Origin of the sequence: Methylobacterium sp. Leaf117 (assembly GCF_001422985.1) — a bacterium.
GTDB lineage: Bacteria > Pseudomonadota > Alphaproteobacteria > Rhizobiales > Beijerinckiaceae > Methylobacterium.
The window spans coordinates 347,263-365,784 of sequence record NZ_LMNL01000001.1 but is presented as its reverse complement, the minus strand read 5'-3'; the positions used below and the strand labels follow the sequence as shown (position 1 = coordinate 365,784).

Here is an 18,522-nt window from a genome sequence, read left to right as displayed (position 1 = left end):
GATGAGTGGAAATCGGTTATCCCGATAAGACAAACGAAAACCAAAGACCCGAGAGTCTGGCTGGTTCAGAATGAACCGGACTGACTCTCGTCCCGTCTGGCTGCGGTCCTGCTACCGCTGTCTCGGACTGACTCCGCTCAGCGCTCGGTTTCGTCCATCGGCGGCCCGGCTGCGACGCCGTCGTTGCCGCCGCCGGCGCTGAACAGCTTGCGCAGAATGCCGGGTGCCAGTGCCGAGAGCGGGTTCACGCTCACATCCGGCTTGGCGAGGCGTCCCGAGACGCGGAAGTTGAGGGCGAAAAGCCCTTCGTTTCGGCCGCCGCCGAGGAGTTGGCCGAGAATCGGCAGTTGCGAGACGACGTTGTTGAGGCCGTAGAGCGGTACGAACGTGCCGTTGATGTCGGTGCGTTCCCTGGCGGTGTCGAGGTAACCCGTCATGGTGAAACCCATGGCGGGATTCGAGATCGCCGCATCGCTGATGTCGATCCGGCTCCCCGTACGGGTAAAGATCGCCCGAAGCCGGTCGAATTCTACGTCGTTCCCGGCGTTCTGGACCACGTATTTCCGGCCGCGCGCATCGGTGACCTCGCTGGTCGCCGGTCCCTGGGCCATGATGCTCGACAGCGCGGGCTCGTTGCGCAGGATGAAGTTGCGGATCTGGACCGAGCCCGGCTGCGGCCCGTCGTTCAGCGAACTGCTCATGATCAGCTTGCCGCCGTACATGCGCTTGTAGATGTCGGCGAAACGGAGCGCCGAGCCGGCATCCAGCGTCTCGATGGCGATGCTCGATCCGCCGCGATCGGCATGGGTGATCTGGGCCGAGAAGGGCGCGCTGCTGAACTTTCCGAGAATACGTCCGCTTCGGAGGTCGCGGCCGCGCAACAGGAGCTTGGCACTTGCGTTGGTCAACGCTTCTCCGTTGAAGCCGCTGACGATGGCGAGGTTGATGTCGGCGTCGATGTCTTTCGGGCTCGTCTCGCGGCCGCCCTTGGCGGCCGGCCCGGTCAACCCGCGCAGGAACGGGCGCGCATCGGCCACCGCTCCCCGGACCGAGACCCGATAGGCGTTGCCGCTGGTGTGGTCGACCGACAGGCGCATGTCGTCGCCGGGCGACAGCTTGAGGGCGGTCAGGTCCGCGCGTTCGAACCCGCCCTCGCCGTTCAGGCTGATGCTGCCGCGCGCCATCAGGGGGCCGGCATCGACGCTGAGATCGCGCAGATCCTGAGCGCCGTTCGCGCCCTCCACGACCGTGAAGCTGGCGCGTCCCGGCTTGCCCACCGCCTTGGTAACGCCGGGCAGCAGGCCGTCGCTGCCGACCCGGCTCAGATCGGCCTCCACCCGGACCGGCGCCTTGCCGGGGCCGGCCCGGCCGATCGGCATGGTGATCCGCACCGGGATGGAGCCTGAGAGCTGCGGCGCCACCGGCAGACCCTTGCGGGCGCGGAGGGCGTCGTCGAGGGCAAAGCCGATATTGACTTCACCCGGCGCGCCGGCCTTCGGCTGACGCAGGTCGACGGTCAGGGGGGTGCCCATCACCCGCCCCTCGCCCTTCAGGGAGAACGCCCCGCGCTCGCAGAGGATAGTGAAGCGTCCACCCTCGAGCCGATCCTTGCCGAAGACCTTGTCGACACCGATGTCGGACAGGGTGCCTTTGATGCCCACCGGCAGATCCGCCAAGTCGGGGATGTGCTTCAGGTCGAGGGGGAAATCAATCCGCAGGTCGGCACTGCCCTTCACCGTCGCGGGATCGAGGTCGAGGCCCGTGAGCGTCTTGAACATCTTGGTCTGGAGCAGGGAGACCAGGGCATCCGCCCCCCCGCTGAGCCGCAGCCCGATCTGCGCCGTGACCATGTCGGGGGTAATCTTCGGGATGACAAACGATCCGTCCGAGATCGACAAAATCCGGTTGTCCGGCATCTGGACATCGGCCGTGACGTTGCGGATGTTGGTCGTCTGCCCCGTGATGGTGCCGGTCACGCGTCCGCGCGTCAGCGGCGGCGATTCCGGCACGACCGTCAGGGTCGCGTCCGACACGGCGAAGTCGATGTGCACCGCATTGTCGGGCATGGGCTCGCCGCGCGTGGCGGCGGCCAGTTCGGTCCCGCTCATGTCGACGCTGATGTCGACGGCGTTGACGGTCCCGCCACGCAGATAGTCGACGAGGTAGTTGCGTGCGGGCGGCGCCACGTGTTCGGGCCACAGCCGCAGTGCCGTGCGCGCGTCGGTTGAGGCGGCGGTGATCTTCAGGGTCAGGCCGTCATCGTCGGCGGTCGTTCCGAGAGTCCCGGTGATCCGACCGGTCGCCGCCCCCGCCTTGATGGCGAAATCGTCGATGACGACGCCGCCGGCCTTACCGGTGAGGTGGGCGGAGACCGCATCGAGCGTCACCGGCTTGTCAGCCGGGCTGGCACCGCGCAGCACCGCGTCCTTGCCGGCGAGCACCAGGGTCCAGGCCGTATCCGCGCCGGACGGGGCCGCCGTCCAGGCACCGGTGAGATGGACCGCATTGCCGGCGCCGCGATAATCGAGCCCGTCGAGCTTCATCGCGCGACCGGCCTCGTCCCAGCTGAGTTCGGCCACCAGGCTGTCGATGGTGACCGGGTTGAAGTCCTTCTCCTCGATCAGGACATTGCCGCCGCCGGTGCGGATTTCGGCCTTCATGGTCTCGATACGGCCGGCATCGATGGCGACGTCCGTCTTGGCCGAAACCTTCAGGTCGGTCTCGACCGGAAGCTTGGACTGACCCGACAGCAGCAGGAGATCGTTGATCGGCAGATCGTCGAGGGTGATCGTCCCGGTGCGCTTCGTGCCGCCCGCCTCGTGCAGGTCGCCGCCGAAGCGCCACTCGCCGTGCGGGCCGTCGATCCGCAATTCGAAGATACGGGCGTCCCGCACGGCATCGCGGCGGAACAGACCGTTGACGTGCTCGAACACGGCGCGCTGGCGGGCGTCGTCGTCGATGAGGGTGAGCCGCCCGTTGGTGATCCGCGCCCGGTCCAGGGCCCCGATCACGCCGGCCGAGTCGAGCACGACGCCGAAGATTGAGGCGACCGTGGCGGAGATCGGTGAGACGCGGCCGAGCACGGCATCGACGCTCGGGAGGGTGTGCGGCTCGACGGACCCGGCCTGGGTCGAGTCGGAAGCCGCGAAGGCGATGCTGCCGTCCCGGTGGATCAGCGCCGTCATCTGCAGGTCGCGGAACTCGATGGCGCGGGGCAGGACCGAGAGGCGCAGGAGGCTCCAGCTGTCCAGGCTGACCACGGCCTGGGGCGCACGCACCACGAGGTCGCCCTCGGGATTGTGGATGTCGAGACCGACGACCCTCAGGGCCAGCGAGTTCTCTGAATCCAGCTCGACCGCACTGTCGCTCAGCCCGACGCGCCAGCCCGGTCCGATGCTGCCGGCGATCGCGGACGCGACCCGTTCCGAGAGTCCATCGAACCGCATCGGCCCCTGCGAAAGGCGCAGGATGAGACCGCCGACGCTCAGGACTACGATGAGCCCCAGGGCTGCCACCAGCCAGAGCAAGGCGCGCCATCGCACGCCGGGCCGCGCGGATTGCACAACGTTGGCCGTTTCCTGGTCCATCAATCCTTGTGCCGCTGGATCGGAACGTCCCCCCGGGCTATCGAGCGGCTGTCCTACGGGTTTCGGCTTTCGCGGGGCTTATCAGGTCCGCGGCGACGCGTTTTTCGGAGCATCGGGCTCCGTCGGGATGCAACCGCAGACGCACACTATCAATCAGCCGAAAGGAAGGCATGATGCCCCTCGCGACCGGAGATCAGGCGCCCGACTTCACCCTTGCGGGCGCCGGTGACGAAACGATCAGTCTCAGCGCCCTGAGGGGCCGCAAGGCGATCCTGTACTTCTATCCCAAGGACGACACGAGCGGGTGTACCCTGGAGGCTCAGGGCTTCAATGCTCTCGAGGGCGACTTCGCCGCCGCTGACACCATCGTGATCGGGATTTCACCGGATTCGGTGAAAAGCCACGACAAGTTCCGCGCCAAGTACGGCCTGACCTTCCCCCTCGCCTCGGACGAGAGCAAGGCGATGCTGGAAGCCTACGGGGTCTGGGTCGAGAAGAGCATGTACGGCCGCAAATATATGGGCGTCGAGCGCACCACGCTGCTCATCGACCGCGATGGCCGCGTCGCGCGGCTCTGGCCCAAGGTGAAGGTGCCGGGACATGCTGAAGAGGTGCTGGCGGCAGCGCGCGACCTCGCCTGAAGCGAAATCTCGCAACTCGTTCGCGCTAGGACGCCTTGGCGGTTCGTTAACCCTGATTCGGCAGGGTGACGTCGTGGATCAGGTCACGCGTCCCATGTCACTGTCGCCATCGTCCTCTCGAAAACCATCTCGGAAGGCGACCCCCGTCGTCCCGGGTTCCGTGCTTCGGACACGCCTCCTCGCGGGAGCGCTGGCCCTGGCCGTGGCCTGGGCCGGCGGGGCGACATACTACCTCGTCTTTCACGACGAGGTCCTCGCCCGATTCGTCTCCCAGCAAAGCGCCATCCAGTACGGATACGAGGAGCGCATCGGCGCCCTGCGCCTGCAACTCGACCGGGTGACGATGGAGCAAGCCGCCGCGCGGGACGGTATCACCCAGCGCCTGGCCGAACTCGTCCGCCGTCAGGCCGCGATGGAAGCCCGTCAGGCCGCTATCGCCACTCTGGCAGGGGAACCTGGCCCGTCCCAGCCCGGCGCAGCTCCGGTCGAGGAGCGGGCTGCCGAGACATCATCGAAGCCGGCCAGCGGATTGAAGCCCTATCCGACTCCCGGCACGCTGCAACTTCGTACCCAGGACGACCTCGCACCCGGGCGCCAGTCCGCCGGGGCCGTGGAGGGACGGCTTGCCGCTATGGAGCAGCGCCTCGACGGGCTCGCCGAAGCGCAATCCCGCGTGCTCAACCGCATCGGCCTGCGGGCCGGCCAGGGCGCCCAGCGCCTTCGCGGTCTCGTCGCCCGGCTCGGGCTGGACCCCGCGCGCTTCGAACGCAAGTCCACCAGCGGCATCGGCGGCCCCCTGGTTCCGCTCGATCCCGATGCGTTCGGCCTCTCCTTGGCTCAGGCCCAGCGCTCGCTCGCCGACGAGGCGCGCCTCCGCCGCATCGCGGCCACGCTGCCGGTGCGTCGACCCCTGTCGGGGGAGATCAGCCTGTCGAGCAATTTCGGAGGGCGGCTCGATCCGTTCACGCGCAGTTATGCCATGCATACCGGCATGGACCTGCGGGCGGAGACCGGCGAGCCGGCCCGTGCCACCGCGGCCGGACGCGTCACGCTGGCGGATTACAACGGCGGTTACGGCAACATGGTGGAGGTCGATCACGGCCATGGCCTGATCACCCGTTACGCCCACCTCTCGGCCTTCGACGTGGTGCCGGGGCAGTGGGTCGAACCCGGAGCGATCGTCGGCCGCGTCGGATCGACCGGGCGCTCGACCGGCAGTCACCTGCATTACGAGACCCGGATCGACGGTGAGCCCGTCGATCCGATCCGCTTCCTGAGGGTCGCCGCAGCGCTTTGAGTGTCGCCGCAGCGCTTTGAGGGTCGCCGCAGCGCTTTGAGGGTCGCCGCGGCGCTTTGAGAGTTGCCGCGGCGCTCCGAGAGCGCCCCTGCCCTACTCGATGTCCTCGACCACGTCGGCGCCGCCATAGACGCGTTGGGCCAGGGAGGCTTCCATGAACGGATCGAGGGAGCCATCCAGCACCGCGTCGGGATCGGTCGATTGCGTGCCGGTCCGCAGGTCCTTCACCAGTTGGTACGGTTGCAGCACGTAGCTGCGGATCTGGTGACCCCAGCCGATGTCGGTCTTGGCGGCGGCCTCGGCGCTGGCCTTCTCCTCCCGCTTCTTCAACTCGGCCTCGTACATGCGGGCGCGCAGCATGTTCCAGGCGGTCGCCCGGTTCTTGTGCTGCGAGCGCTCCTGCTGGCACGCCACCACGATGCCCGTCGGAATGTGCGTGATGCGCACTGCCGAATCGGTGGTGTTGACGTGCTGGCCACCGGCACCGGACGACCGGTAGGTATCGATGCGGCAGTCGGATTCCTTGATCTCGATCTCAATCCGGTCGTCGATGACCGGATAGACCCAGACGCTGGCAAAGCTGGTGTGCCGCCTTGCGCTCGAATCGTAGGGTGAGATCCGCACCAGCCGATGCACGCCCGACTCGGTCTTGAGCCAGCCATAGGCATTGTGGCCCTTGATCAGGAGCGTCGCGCCCTTGATCCCGGCCTCGTCGCCATCCGACCACTCGACGATCTCGACCTTGTACTTCCGGCGTTCGGCCCAGCGACCATACATGCGCTGGAGCATGTTGGCCCAGTCCTGGCTCTCGGTGCCGCCGGCGCCCGAATGCACTTCGAGGTAGGTGTCGAAGCCGTCGGCTTCGCCGGAGAGCAGAGTCTCGATCTGGCGGCGCGCGGCCTCCTTCTCGACGGCGCGCACGCCGGCCTCACCTTCCTGAATGGTGGCTTCGTCGCCCTCCATCTCGCCGAGTTCGATCAGCGTATGGGCGTCCTCGAGGTCCTGGGACAGCTTCTTGATCGCGTTGACCGCATCATCGAGCTGGGTGCGCTCGCGCATCACCTTCTGGGCCGCCTCGGCGTCGTTCCAGAGTTCGGGGTTCTCGGAAGCTGCGTTCAGCTCCGCGAGACGTTTTTCGACGGTATCCCAGTCAAAGATGCCTCCTCAGCAGTCCGATCGACTGCTTGGCGGCATCCGAGAGTTGTTCGATCTCGGCGCGCATCTGGTGTTTCGGGCTCGTTTTTGGGGATCTGGGATCGGGTGATACCGGGCGGACCCGATGGTGTAAACGGCACGTGCCGAAACCTTGGGTCTGGTGTCTCTTGGGCGAGCGGCATCACCGGAATCGAACGGGTTTCAGCGTGCCTCGCTTGCGAGTAATGCGCTCGCCGATCATCGCCGATCCCGTCCTCGACGCCTACGCGGCGGGCCGACCTCAAGAATTGACACGTGAGGCAGATCAGTCGCCCGGGCGCGCGATGGTCCCCGCCCTCGATGGTCACGTCGCATCGAATCCGCGCCGGTGTTCGTCTCGGCGGCGCAAACGGTACGGCAAGCACTTCGTCCGGCGCGGACCCGTCGCTGGAGCGGAAGGGCGGCTGCGCGACCGGCGCTAACGCAGAGCGGGGCGGACGTAGTCCGCCGGTCCGATCCGGGCGGGTGCGAGGACGAATTCGCGCGGCCGGTGCTTCCTGTTCAGTGGGCCTTCGCTGAGCCCATCACTGAAATAATCGGTTCCGGTCAGGCCGAAGCCGCCGCCGTTCATCACCTGCGGCACCGGAATGGCGTTCGGCACGTCCGGAACCGGACGACCACTGCTCGGGCTCGTCGGCAGAACGATCGGACCATCGGCCCCGATATAACGCATCTGTGCCGAGGCGGCACCCGGGAGCCCGAGCGCGATCAGGCCGGCGGCGAGGACGGTTCGCATGGTCAGCACGAAGAACTCCGGTGGGCAGACAGACTCAGGGAGAAACGCGCCCGATCCCCTTATGCCTCAACCCGATGGTGCTGTCCGTGTCCGATCGGACGCGCTGCGGCAGGATTCGCACGGTACCCTGTGGGTAAGGCGGAGAAATCCGAGGGCGGCGCGGGGTTGGACCGGCGAGTCGCAAACGCGATCCACCGGGCCAGGGTCAGCCCTTGGCGCGAACCACCACCGAGCGCTCCTGCAGGATCGGCTCGCAATTGGTGTGATAGGCGTTCAGCACGGTCGAGCGCGACGTGCACTCGTAGCCGAGGGTCGGCTCTGGCGCCGGCACCGGATCGCGGGCCACGATCGGCTTCGGAGCGCAGGCTCCCGCGGAGGCGCTGAGCACCAGGGCGACGGCAAGGGTCAGGCGACGCATACGTTCCTCGGGCCTAGGCGAACCGGCCGCGCGATACGGGGGGAAACCCGGACGCGGCCACGCAAGACCCTGCTGACCCGGCCCCGTCGTGACAAGCACGCCGATGATCGCCGGACCGCTTTGCGGCCGCCTGTCTCCCGACCGCAACAGGCTGCGGCGGAAGCAGCCGGCGCGCGGTCAGCCCGCCTTCGACAGGGGCGCATCGGACAGCGGCACCACGTTGTGCAGGGTCTTGTCGGAGGTCTCGAAGAAGCGCCGGACATTGCGCGCCGCCTGCCGGATGCGCTGCTCGTTCTCAACCAGGGCGATGCGGACATAGTTGTCGCCGTGCTCGCCGAAGCCGATACCGGGGGCCACCGCCACGTCGGACTTCTCCAGCAGCAGCTTCGAGAACTCGAGGCTGCCCAACGCCTGGTACTTTTCCGGGATCGGCACCCAGGCGAACATCGAGGCGGAGGGCGTCGGGATCTTCCAGCCGGTCTTGCCGAAGGACTCGATCAGCGCGTCACGGCGCTTCTTATAGATCGACCGCATTTCGACGATGCAGTCCTCCGGCCCGTTGAGGGCGGCAGTGGCCGCCACCTGGATCGGCGTGAAGGCGCCGTAATCGAGGTACGACTTCACCCGCGTCAGCGCCGCGAGCAGGCGCTCGTTGCCGACCGCGAAGCCCATGCGCCAGCCGGCCATGGAGAAGGTCTTCGACAGGGAGGAGAACTCGACGGTGCAGTCGATGGCGCCCGGCACTTCCAGAACGGAGGGCGGCGGATCACCGTCAAAATAGACCTCGGCATAGGCCAGATCCGACAGGATGATGATCTCGTGGCGCTTGGCGAAGGCAACGAGGTCCCGATAGAAATCGAGGCTCGCCACGTAGGCGGTCGGGTTCGAGGGGTAGCACACCACGATCGCCACCGGCTTCGGGATCGAGTGCTGCATCGCCTTCTCGACCGCGGGGAAGAAGGCCGGGGTCGGCTCGGCCGGCACGGAGCGGATCACGCCGCCGGCCATGAGGAAGCCGAAGGCATGGATCGGATAGCTCGGGTTCGGCACCAGCACCACGTCGCCCGGCGCGGTGATGGCCTGTGCCATGTTGGCGAAGCCTTCCTTCGAGCCCAGAGTCGCCACCACCTGGGTGTCGGGATTCAGGCTCACGCCGAAGCGGCGCTTATAGTAGTTCGCCTGGGCCCGGCGCAGACCGGCAATGCCCTTCGACGACGAGTAGCGATCTGTGCGCGGGCGGCCGGCGGTCTCCACCAGCTTGGCGATGACGTGCTTCGGGGCGTCGAGATCCGGGTTGCCCATGCCGAGGTCGATGATGTCGGCGCCGTTGGCGCGGGCCTGAGCCTTGATCCGGTTCACCTGCTCGAACACGTAGGGCGGCAGGCGCTTGATGCGGTGGAAGTCGGTCATGGCCTTCACGGTGTCCAGGATCAAAGGTGGGCGCGGGATTCTCCCGACGCGCGAATCTGTCATCAACCCGAGCGGAATCGTGGTTTCGTCCGGAGGTCCCTCGGGCGGAAATCCGGACGTCTTATGGCGACCTTGCCGGGCACAGGGCCATCGCAGATATCGCACGCTTCGCAATGGTCTAGCAGTTTTGTGCCACGACGCCGAACGAAATCAGCGGGCGCGCGCGATCGGGCTACTGCGCCTTGCCGGCCTGCGCGGCACTCTCCGCCGAGCGGCCGCGCGCCTCGTTGCGGCCGCGGGCGGCCACCAGCTCCTCCTCCAGCGCCTTGGTGCCCTCGGCTGTCTTGGCGCGGGTGGGTCGGGCCGGGGCGGAGACGCCGACGGGCATGAAACCATCATCCTTGCGCCGCGAATCGGCGACGAATTCCGGCGCCTTGGCCTGAGGACCCACCTCGCCCGTGCCATAGGCGGCCCGCATCAGATTGAGATCGCTGGAACAGCCGCCGAGCAGCGCGGCGGTGATCGCAAGGGCGACAAACTGACGGTTGTGACGCCGGGACATGGGGGTACTCGGCCGTTTCGGAAGCGGGCGCTCTGGCGGAACTGCGCGATGGCGCGTTAATTTGTCGGAAACGAGGCTTCCCACGATCGCGCGACAGGCGTTGCACGCACAAGGGTCAGGCCGAACTCGGGGAGAAACGCACGCGTGACGACCGAACGGACGACGCCGCCGCTGCCCGACATCGAAGCTCTGTCCCGCAACGCCAGCCTTCTGGTCGAGGAATTCGGGCGTGCTGCCTCTCGCTACATGAAACCGGTCGGAACGCCGGATGCCCTCCCGGTCGAGGCGGTCGAGCCGCCCGAGGAGGTCAAGGACGTGGTCCGCACCCTCGGCACCGTGGCCGAGACCTGGCTGTCCGATCCGAAGCGGACGGTCGAGGCCCAGACCAAACTGAGCGAGGCCTTCATCACCCTGTGGGGTTCGACCTGGCAGAGGCTTCAGGGCGAAACGGCCGCGCCCGTGGCGCAGCCCGAGCCGAAGGACAACCGCTTCGCCCACGCGGAATGGTCGACCAACCCGATCTTCGACTTCATCAAGCAGAGCTATCTCATCACGTCCCGCTGGGCCGAAGGGCTGGTTGAGGACGCCGAGGGCATCGATGAGCACACCCGGCACAAGGCGCAGTTCTACCTGCGCCAGATCACCGGCGCGCTTTCGCCCTCGAACTTCGTGATGACCAATCCGGAGTTGATCCGGCACACCCTGAAGGAGAACGGCGCCAACTTGGTGCGCGGCATGAAGATGCTGGCCGAGGACATCGAGGCCGGCAAGGGTCAGCTTCGCGTGCGCCAGACCGACCCCTCCGCCGGCTTCGAGGTCGGCGTCAACGTAGCGGTGACGCCGGGCGAAGTGGTGTTCCGCAACGATCTGATGGAGCTGATCCAGTACGCGCCCACCACCGACACGGTGCTCAAGCGCCCGTTCCTCATCGTGCCGCCCTGGATCAACAAGTTCTACATCCTCGATCTCAACCCCTCGAAGAGCCTGATCGCCTGGATGGTGAGCCAGGGCCTGACGGTGTTCTGCATCTCCTGGGTCAACCCGGATGCGCGGCACGCCGACAAGGACTTCGAAAGCTACATGCGGGAGGGGATCGAGAGCGCGATCGACGCGATCGGGGTGGCCACCGGCGAGAGCGAGGTCGCGGCGGCGGGCTACTGCGTCGGCGGCACGCTGCTCGCCGTCACACTGGCGATGCAGGCCGCAACCGGCAACAAGCGCATCAAGAGCGCGACCTTCCTGACCACGCAGGTGGACTTCACCCACGCGGGCGACCTGAAGGTGTTCGCCGATGAGGACCAGATCCGCCTGATCGAGTCGCGGATGGAGAAGCGCGGCTACCTCGAGGGCACCGGCATGGCCACAGCCTTCAACATGCTGCGGCCGAACGATCTGATCTGGTCGTACGTGGTCAACAACTACGTCAAGGGTCAGTCGCCGATGCCCTTCGACCTTCTGTACTGGAATGCCGATTCGACCCGGATGCCGGCGGCCAACCACTCGTTCTACCTGCGCAACTGCTACCTCAACAACACATTGGCGCAAGGCAAGATGATCCTCGGCAACGTGCGGCTCGATCTGAAGAAGGTCAAAATTCCGATCTTCAATCTCGCCACCAAGGAGGATCACATCGCTCCTGCCCTGTCGGTGTTCGAGGGTTCCTCGAAGTTCGGCGGTCCGGTCGACTATGTGCTGGCGGGATCGGGTCACATCGCCGGAGTGGTGAACCCGCCCTCAAAGCCGAAATACGGGTTCTGGACCGGCGGCCCGGCCAAAGGAAAATTCGAGGACTGGCTGGCGGCGGCGATCGAAACCAAGGGATCGTGGTGGCCCTACTGGTTCCAGTGGCTGGAGCATCAGGCCCCGGCCCGCGTCCCGGCCAGGATTCCCGGCGAAGCCGGCCTTGCCTCTCTTGGCCCGGCACCCGGCACATACGTGCGGATGAAAGCGTAAGGGCTGCGCCCTCGCGGTACATCGACGACGTGCCGTTCCGATCGTCTTTGACGACGGGCCAATCCTGAAGGATCGGCCCTGCGGGCATTCATCGCCGTCCCCTGAGGGCATTCATGGCCGCCCTCAGAGAACAGATGCTTCGTCGCGTCTGCCGATCAGGCGAAGGCGTAGTCGCTCGGGATCAGAAGGGTGCCCGGTGTGCCGCCGGTGCTGATCAGCAACTGTCCTTCGGACAGGCCAGCGGTATCGTGGATCCCGTAGACCATCGCGTTCCCCGATGTCCCCACCATAGCCAGGGTCGAGCCGGCCGTGAAACCGGTGAGCTTGATCAGATCGCCGCCGATGGCGCCCGCACCCTGGAAATCGACGATCAGGTCCGTGGCGCCCTTCAAAGCCAAGTCTCCGCGCGCGATCAGGAAGGTGTCGTTTCCGGCACCGCCGGCCATGCGATCCGCTCCGAGGCCCCCGGTGAGCACGTCATTGCCGTTGCCCCCGGACAGCACGTCGTTGCCGGCGCCCCCATTCAGGGAGTCATCTCCGCGGCCGCCGCGAAGCGTGTCGTCGCCGTCAAGGCCGGCGATCTGAACGCGCGTGGTCCAGGTCGAGAAATCGAGGACGTCGGCCGATGCCGTGCCGCGAACGTAGCTCCCTGACGCAATGTCGTCGTTGCGGATCGTCGCAGATGCGGTTGCATGAAGCGGGTCGATGCTGCCGGTACTGGGGGATGCGAGGGTGACCGTGAAGGCCTCGTCGCGCTCGACCAGCGCATCGCCCGCAACCGCGATCGTGACGCGCGCCGTGCTCTGCCCGGCAGCGAACGTCACGGTACCGGACGGGAGAACACCACCGGAGAAATCGGCGCCGTCCGCCGTATCGCTGGTGACCGAGAAGCGGATGGTCGCGGCGGCATCGACGGACCCGTCACGGGTGATGTCGAATTGGAAAGGGGTCGAACCGCCGTTCCCCTCCAGCGCAGCAGCCGAGAGGGCGGCGAGCGAGAAGACCGTCGGCTGGTAGCTCGACGCGTTGACCACCTGATCGTCAAACTGGAAACGTTCGATGCCGCTCAGGATATCGGTCCCGTCATTGAGACCAGGACGCGTGTCGCTGATGGTGAAGCGTCCGGTGGGGGCGTCGTACCGGATGGCATGCTGCGCCAACGTTCCGGAGAAGCGGGCGATGTCGTTGCCGGTGCCGCCATCGAGAACGTCATTGCCCAGCCCGCCGACGAGTTGATCGGCATCGGCGCCGCCGAAAAGCCGATCGTCGCCCCTCCCGCCGAAGAGCATGTCGTTCCCCACGCCGCCGTCGAGCGTGTCGTTCCCGTCGCCGGCACCTTCCGAGAAACTCAGGCGGAGGAATTTCCCGTCGACGCCCATCGCGTAGAGGCTGCCGTCGCCGCTCTGGGCGAAAGACACGATGGCGCTGAAGCGGCCATTATCGATGCGCAAATCCTGATCCAGATTCCGGAAGAACTGGGGTTCGCCGTTGACGATGCGGGTGGCCCAGAGATGATTGGCCGAGAAATCGGTGAAGAGGTAGAGATCCTGCGCACCACCGGGGCCGTGGTAGACGTAGCCACCGGTGACTGAGGACCCGTTCAGTGGGCCGCTGCCATGCTGGTACTCCAAGGTCGGATCGGTATAGGCCGGATCGTCCGGGCCGATCGATCCTTCCTTCACGCGCCAGCCGAAATTCAAACCGCCACCGGTGCCGGCTTGGACGACGTTGATCTCCTCGGTTCGGTCCTCGCCCACATCGCCGATGTAGAGATCGCCTGTCTTGGAATCGAAGCTGTTCCGCCAGGGATTGCGCAGGCCGAGCGCCCAAACCTCGGGTGCACCCTCGCCCGGCGCGAACGCATTCCCATCCGGGATGACGTAGTTCCGGGTCGAGTCGTTCGGAAAGCCATCGGCACGGACGTCGATCCGCAGCATTTTGCCGAGGAGTGAGTTCGGGTCCTGCGCCGTGTCCTCTACGCGTCCCGGGAACCCGCCATCGCCGGTGGCGATGTAGAGGAAGCCGTCCGGACCGAAGTCCATCCAGCCGCCGTAATGCTGGTCTCCCGGATGGTCGAAGGCGAGGATGACCTTGGCGGAGGCCGGATCGGCCTGGTTCGGTTGGGTCGCGGATCGCGTGTACTCGCGAATCTCGACGGCTCCGGTCGGGTTGGTCAGATAGACGTAGAACTTGCCGTTGGCGGCGTAGCCGGGATCGAACGCCAGGCCGAGAAGGCCCTGCTCTCCACCGGGCGCGAGGCTGGTGTCGGGAAGATCGAGGAACGGAATCGCCAACTTGGTCTCGCTGGCCGTATCGAGGATGACGATCCGACCGCTATGCTGCTCGACCACGTAGAGAAGGCCCGGCTGCCCGGGCGGCGATGCGGCATAGACGGGACTGGCGAAGCCGACCGGTAGGCGGTGGACGTCGATGGCGCCTGAATCGAGGGCGCGATCGGCGGACCCGAACCCGTACAGGATATCGTCTCCGCCGCTGCCCGTCAGGGTATCCGAGCCCATGCCTCCCGACAGGGTGTCCGCGCCAGACGAACCAACGACCCGATCGTCATCTGGACCAAGATTCGTGATCATTCCTGCCACTCCATGTGCCGAGATCGGCCATGGTGACGCGAGACATCGCGTCCATCAAGGTATCGACGCGCTTTTCTCAAAGTTCTTAATAAATGAGCATTCGACCCTGGGTCAGGTCGTCCAGATTTTTTGCGATACGGACCGGTTGTCAGAAAATCTTTCAAGTAATGGCCATCACAGGCCTTGGTCGCTCACTGCCGGCGCGCAAAAATCATCTGCTTGATTGGGGCGGCCCGTGATCTCCTAGGATATGTTGTAGGCTGGGAGATCTCGATGCGGCGTCAATCGATCTTCTGGTTGCGTTCTGGAACGCCCTTGCGTGCGGCCCGGGTCTGTCGGCTCTCAGCGATGAGCGGCCGGTCCCGGGGCGTCTCGGCGGCGTTGAAGATCGCGTCTGCACCGCCGCCGGCACCAGCTTCAGAATTTACGCACCAAAGGCGCAGGTGCGACCACGGCCGGCTCGCCGAAGACGTAGCGGAAGCCGACCGACACGATGTCGGCGCTGCCGTTCGCCGTCCCGACGAAGGGCACCAGCGGATTGTCGCGCGTGACGATGCTGTTCTTGTCCACGAACAGGTGGGAATAGGCGAGATTGAGCGTCAGCTTCTCGCTCCAGCGGTAGCTTCCGCCGAAGGAGAGGTTGACCCGGTCGCCGTCCGGGAGGCGGACGGTGCGGTTCGCGTCGTTGATGGGCGACTGCTCGTAGGCGACACCGGCGCGGACCGTCAGCGCCGGAGACCAATCGTATTCGCCACCAATGGAATAGGTATAACCGTCCTTGTAGTTCAGGTGTAGGACGGTCGCGACGCCACCGGTCCGATTGGAGAGGACATTGACCTCCCCGAGACGGCTCCAGTTGTCCCACTCGAAGCCGAAATTGATGCGGGCCACCGGGCTGATCGCCTGCGTGAGGCCGACGCTCAGCTTCTCGGGCGTGTTGAGCTTCGCCTTCACGTCACCGCCCAAAGCGGCGAACGGGCCCGGAAGGATGAGTTGACCACCGATGTCGTGATGCACCGACGAGCGGAAGCCGACGCCGATTGCGGTACCTTCCAGCGGCGTGATCAGAACACCGGCGGTGAATCCGACGCCCCAGGAATCCGCCTTGATGCCGGAACTCGGCAGGTTCGCGGGATCGATATTGATCGGCGAGAGAAACCCCTGACGCAGGGTCAGCTTAAAATATTCGATGTTCGGACCGGCGGCGACCGACAGCCATTCGTTGACCTTGAAGCCGATGACCGGATTGAAGGCGAGGGAAAAGATCCGGCTGGAGCGTCCGTAGATCTCGCCGGCCCAAGTGTTGCGCGGCTTGGTCACGAGGCCGAAGGGCGCGCCGGTCGTGATGCCGATCCAGAGACGTTCGTTGAGCTGGTAGGAGGTGGCGCCCGCAGGCACTACGGCGCCCTGGCCGATATCGCCGCTGCCACCGAGGCGGGCAAACGCCGGGTTGGTGCCGGCCTCGGGAGTGATCCGCCCGGACAGGTTGATGAAGGAGAGGTTCTGCTCGGTCACCCAGCCCGGCCGCATGGTGACGGTGGCAGGGTTCCAGAACATCGAGGACACGCCGCCGGAGCCGGAGGCGGCACCCGCGAAGGCAAGGCCCTGGGCCTGCGTGCTCTGCTCGCGGATGCCGAAGGCACCGGCCGAGGCAGCGGTCACGCTCGTGCAGATAAAAGCTGCCGAAACGCCCGACCGCGCGAAGCTGCGGATGGAACGGCCCCGAAACGTGCCCATCATGATGTAAGACCCACCCCTGTTGCTGATGCTCGCTTGTCCCGTCCCGAACGGGGCGGCCCCGCACCTTGGGTGAGACAATGACGTGGTCAGGTCGACTTCGCAATCCTGTTAAACTTAAGTAAATATCGCGTTAATATTCACGTTTATACTTCAATATGCGTAATATTTCATCATCGTAATCCCCTGTATGAGATGGGTCGCAGAATGGTTCATATCTAAACTCTCTCATTTGTGAGTAAGCGCCCTTCCGGGAAAATCGGCGCAGACGCATCTCCGGGCATCGGTGTGGCCTTTAGGCGACAAAAGCGCCGTCGTCGGGCACTTCCGACGTTTCTGAAGCGAAGAGATTCCGCGGCATCTGTCGCGTGTCGCCTCTTGCCGCCTGTTGTCCGGCGATCGATCTGTTGGTTCGGGAAGTAGAGGGAGGCATCAGCCATGAAACTGGTTCGGTACGGTGCGAACGGGGATGAGAAGCCGGGTCTCGTCGATGCGCAGGGCGTCCTGCGCGATCTGTCGGCGCACGTGAAGGACATCGCCGGCCCCGCCCTGTCGCGCGAAACTCTGGAGCGCCTGCGCCGGATCGATCCGGCCAGCCTTCCGGCCCTGCCCGCCGGGACACGCCTCGGCCCCTGCGTCGGCGCGACGCGAAATGTCATCGCCATCGGGCTGAACTACACAGACCATGCCGCCGAGATCGGCGCCGACATTCCGCCCGAGCCGATCCTCTTCAACAAGGCTCCGTCGTGCCTGGCAGGGGCCAACGACCGGGTGATCCTGCCCAAGGGCTCGGCCAAGACCGATTGGGAGGTGGAACTGGCGCTGGTGATCGGCGCCCGCGCCTCCTACGTCCACGCCAACGAGGCCCTGTCCTACGTGGCCGGCGCCTGCATCTGCAACGACGTGTCGGAGCGCGAATACCAGATGGAGCGCGGCGGGACCTGGACGAAGGGCAAGGGTTGCCCGACCTTCGGTCCCCTCGGCCCCTGGCTCGTCACGCTGGACGAGATCCCCGACCTCAAGCGGCTCGATCTGTGGCTCGACCTCAACGGCACCCGGATGCAGACGGGCTCGACCACCACGATGATCTTCGATCCTGCCCAGCTGGTCGCTTACGTCTCGCACTTCATGATGCTGGAGCCCGGTGACATCATCACCACGGGCACGCCGCCCGGTGTCGGCATGGCGCTCAAGCCACCCCGCTTCCTACGCAACGGCGACGTGGTGACCCTCGGCATCGACGGTCTCGGCGAGCAGCGACAGGAGATCATCGCCTTCGACGACTGGACCGCCAAGGTGGCGGCCGGCGAGCCAACCCACTGAATGCGCGGCCGGCTTGATTTTCCGGCCAGGATTCGCCTTCTGGGCATATGACCGACGCTCTGGCCCCCCTCGCCCCCTTCCCGGCCGCCGAAACCTCGGCCATCCGTCACGACTGGACGGTGGCCGAGATTCAGGCGATCCACGATCTGCCGCTCCTCGATCTCGTGTTCCGGGCGGCGCAGGTTCACCGCGCCCACAACGATCCCGCCGACATCCAGCGCGCCAGCCTCCTGTCGATCAAGACCGGCGGCTGCCCCGAGGATTGCGCCTATTGCCCGCAATCGGCCCACCACAAGGGCACCGGGATGGCCCGCGAGCGCCTGATGCCTGTGGATGCGGTGCTGCGCGAAGCGGCGGAGGCGAAGGCCGCCGGCGCTCACCGCTTCTGCATGGGCGCGGCCTGGCGCCAGCCTAAGGACGGCCCGGAATTCGATGCCGTGCTGGCGATGGTGCGCGGCGTGCGCGGCCTCGGCATGGAAGCCTGCGTGACGCTGGGTATGCTCTCGCCGACGCAGGCCGAGCGCCTCGCGGAGGCCGGGCTCACCTCCTACAATCACAACCTCGACACCGGGCCCGAATTCTACGGCGACATCATCTCGACCCGCACCTACGAAGACCGCCTGACCACCCTGCAGAACGTGCGCGACGCCGGTATCGGCGTCTGCTGCGGCGGCATCGTCGGCATGGGCGAGGGCGTCAAGGACCGGGCGAGCATGCTTCAGGTGCTGGCGAACCACGCGCCGCATCCGGAAAGCGTTCCGATCAATGCCCTGGTGGCGGTGGAGGGTACGCCTTTGGAAGATCGTCCGGCCGTCGATCCCCTCGATCTCGTTCGGATGTGCGCCACCGCCCGCATCGTCATGCCGCGCGCCCGCGTGCGGCTGAGCGCCGGGCGCAAGGGCCTGACCCGCGAGGCGCAGATCCTGTGCTTCCTCGCCGGCGCCAACTCGATCTTCTACGGCGAGCGCCTGTTGACCACGGCCAACAACGAGACCGATTCCGATGCCGAGCTGCTGCGCGACATCGGCATCACCGTTCCGGGCCTGACGCTCGCGGCGGCCGAGTAACCTCCC

General features: G+C 66.1%; 13 protein-coding genes. 5 read left to right on the top strand and 8 right to left on the bottom strand.

The window, feature by feature from the left end; translation table 11 throughout:
* Window positions 1-137: 137 nt before the first annotated feature.
* Window positions 138-3,587 (bottom strand): AsmA-like C-terminal region-containing protein, encoded by a 3,450-nt coding sequence (locus ASF57_RS01610; protein WP_056479210.1) that lies wholly within the window; start codon window positions 3,585-3,587, stop codon window positions 138-140.
* 173 nt (window positions 3,588-3,760) lie between these two features.
* Here ASF57_RS01610 and ASF57_RS01605 point away from each other — a divergent pair, with 173 nt between their 5' ends.
* Both ASF57_RS01605 and ASF57_RS01600 read left to right on the top strand, forming a co-directional pair.
* Window positions 3,761-4,228 (top strand): peroxiredoxin, encoded by a 468-nt coding sequence (locus ASF57_RS01605; protein WP_056189680.1) that lies wholly within the window; start codon window positions 3,761-3,763, stop codon window positions 4,226-4,228.
* 160 nt (window positions 4,229-4,388) lie between these two features.
* Complete coding sequence (locus ASF57_RS01600) at window positions 4,389-5,525, top strand: M23 family metallopeptidase (protein ID WP_244476764.1); 1,137 nt, start codon at window positions 4,389-4,391, stop codon at window positions 5,523-5,525.
* Window positions 5,526-5,618: 93 nt separating this feature from the next.
* Here ASF57_RS01600 and prfB read toward each other — a convergent pair.
* The 5 genes from prfB to ASF57_RS01575 all read right to left on the bottom strand — a co-directional run bounded on the left by prfB (window position 5,619) and on the right by ASF57_RS01575 (window position 9,845).
* Window positions 5,619-6,747 (bottom strand): peptide chain release factor 2 gene (gene prfB / locus ASF57_RS01595; protein WP_156375915.1). Its coding sequence is split into 2 segments (ribosomal slippage): window positions 5,619-6,677 and window positions 6,679-6,747, totalling 1,128 coding nucleotides; the frame shifts between segments, so codons are not numbered across the junction.
* 390 nt (window positions 6,748-7,137) lie between these two features.
* On the bottom strand, window positions 7,138-7,455 hold the full coding sequence (locus ASF57_RS01590; protein WP_056480133.1) for a hypothetical protein: 318 nt from the start codon (window positions 7,453-7,455) through the stop codon (window positions 7,138-7,140).
* 205 nt (window positions 7,456-7,660) lie between these two features.
* Entirely contained in the window at window positions 7,661-7,873 is a 213-nt protein-coding gene (locus ASF57_RS01585) for a hypothetical protein (RefSeq protein ID WP_056189261.1), read from the bottom strand.
* A 177-nt stretch (window positions 7,874-8,050) separates the two neighbouring features.
* Entirely contained in the window at window positions 8,051-9,283 is a 1,233-nt protein-coding gene (locus ASF57_RS01580; RefSeq protein ID WP_056480130.1) for an LL-diaminopimelate aminotransferase, read from the bottom strand.
* 232 nt (window positions 9,284-9,515) lie between these two features.
* A complete protein-coding gene (locus ASF57_RS01575; RefSeq protein ID WP_056479204.1) occupies window positions 9,516-9,845 on the bottom strand; it encodes a hypothetical protein in 330 nt (109 codons plus the stop codon).
* 144 nt (window positions 9,846-9,989) lie between these two features.
* Here ASF57_RS01575 and phaC point away from each other — a divergent pair, with 144 nt between their 5' ends.
* On the top strand, window positions 9,990-11,798 hold the full coding sequence (phaC, locus tag ASF57_RS01570; protein ID WP_056479201.1) for a class I poly(R)-hydroxyalkanoic acid synthase: 1,809 nt from the start codon (window positions 9,990-9,992) through the stop codon (window positions 11,796-11,798).
* Window positions 11,799-11,953: 155 nt separating this feature from the next.
* Here phaC and ASF57_RS27190 read toward each other — a convergent pair whose 3' ends face one another.
* Window positions 11,954-14,389, bottom strand: a complete 2,436-nt coding sequence (locus ASF57_RS27190) for a PQQ-dependent sugar dehydrogenase (protein WP_056479198.1) — start codon at window positions 14,387-14,389, stop codon at window positions 11,954-11,956.
* A gap of 417 nt (window positions 14,390-14,806) precedes the next feature.
* Window positions 14,807-16,051 carry an outer membrane protein transport protein gene (locus ASF57_RS01560; protein ID WP_348528116.1) on the bottom strand — a complete coding sequence of 415 codons (1,245 nt, stop codon included), beginning with the start codon at window positions 16,049-16,051 and terminating at the stop codon, window positions 14,807-14,809.
* A gap of 513 nt (window positions 16,052-16,564) precedes the next feature.
* Here ASF57_RS01560 and ASF57_RS01555 point away from each other — a divergent pair.
* Both ASF57_RS01555 and bioB read left to right on the top strand, forming a co-directional pair.
* Entirely contained in the window at window positions 16,565-17,449 is an 885-nt protein-coding gene (locus tag ASF57_RS01555; RefSeq protein WP_056479196.1) for a fumarylacetoacetate hydrolase family protein, read from the top strand.
* Between the two features lie 47 nt (window positions 17,450-17,496).
* On the top strand, window positions 17,497-18,516 hold the full coding sequence (gene bioB, locus ASF57_RS01550; protein ID WP_056479193.1) for a biotin synthase BioB: 1,020 nt from the start codon (window positions 17,497-17,499) through the stop codon (window positions 18,514-18,516).
* Window positions 18,517-18,522: the final 6 nt, after the last annotated feature.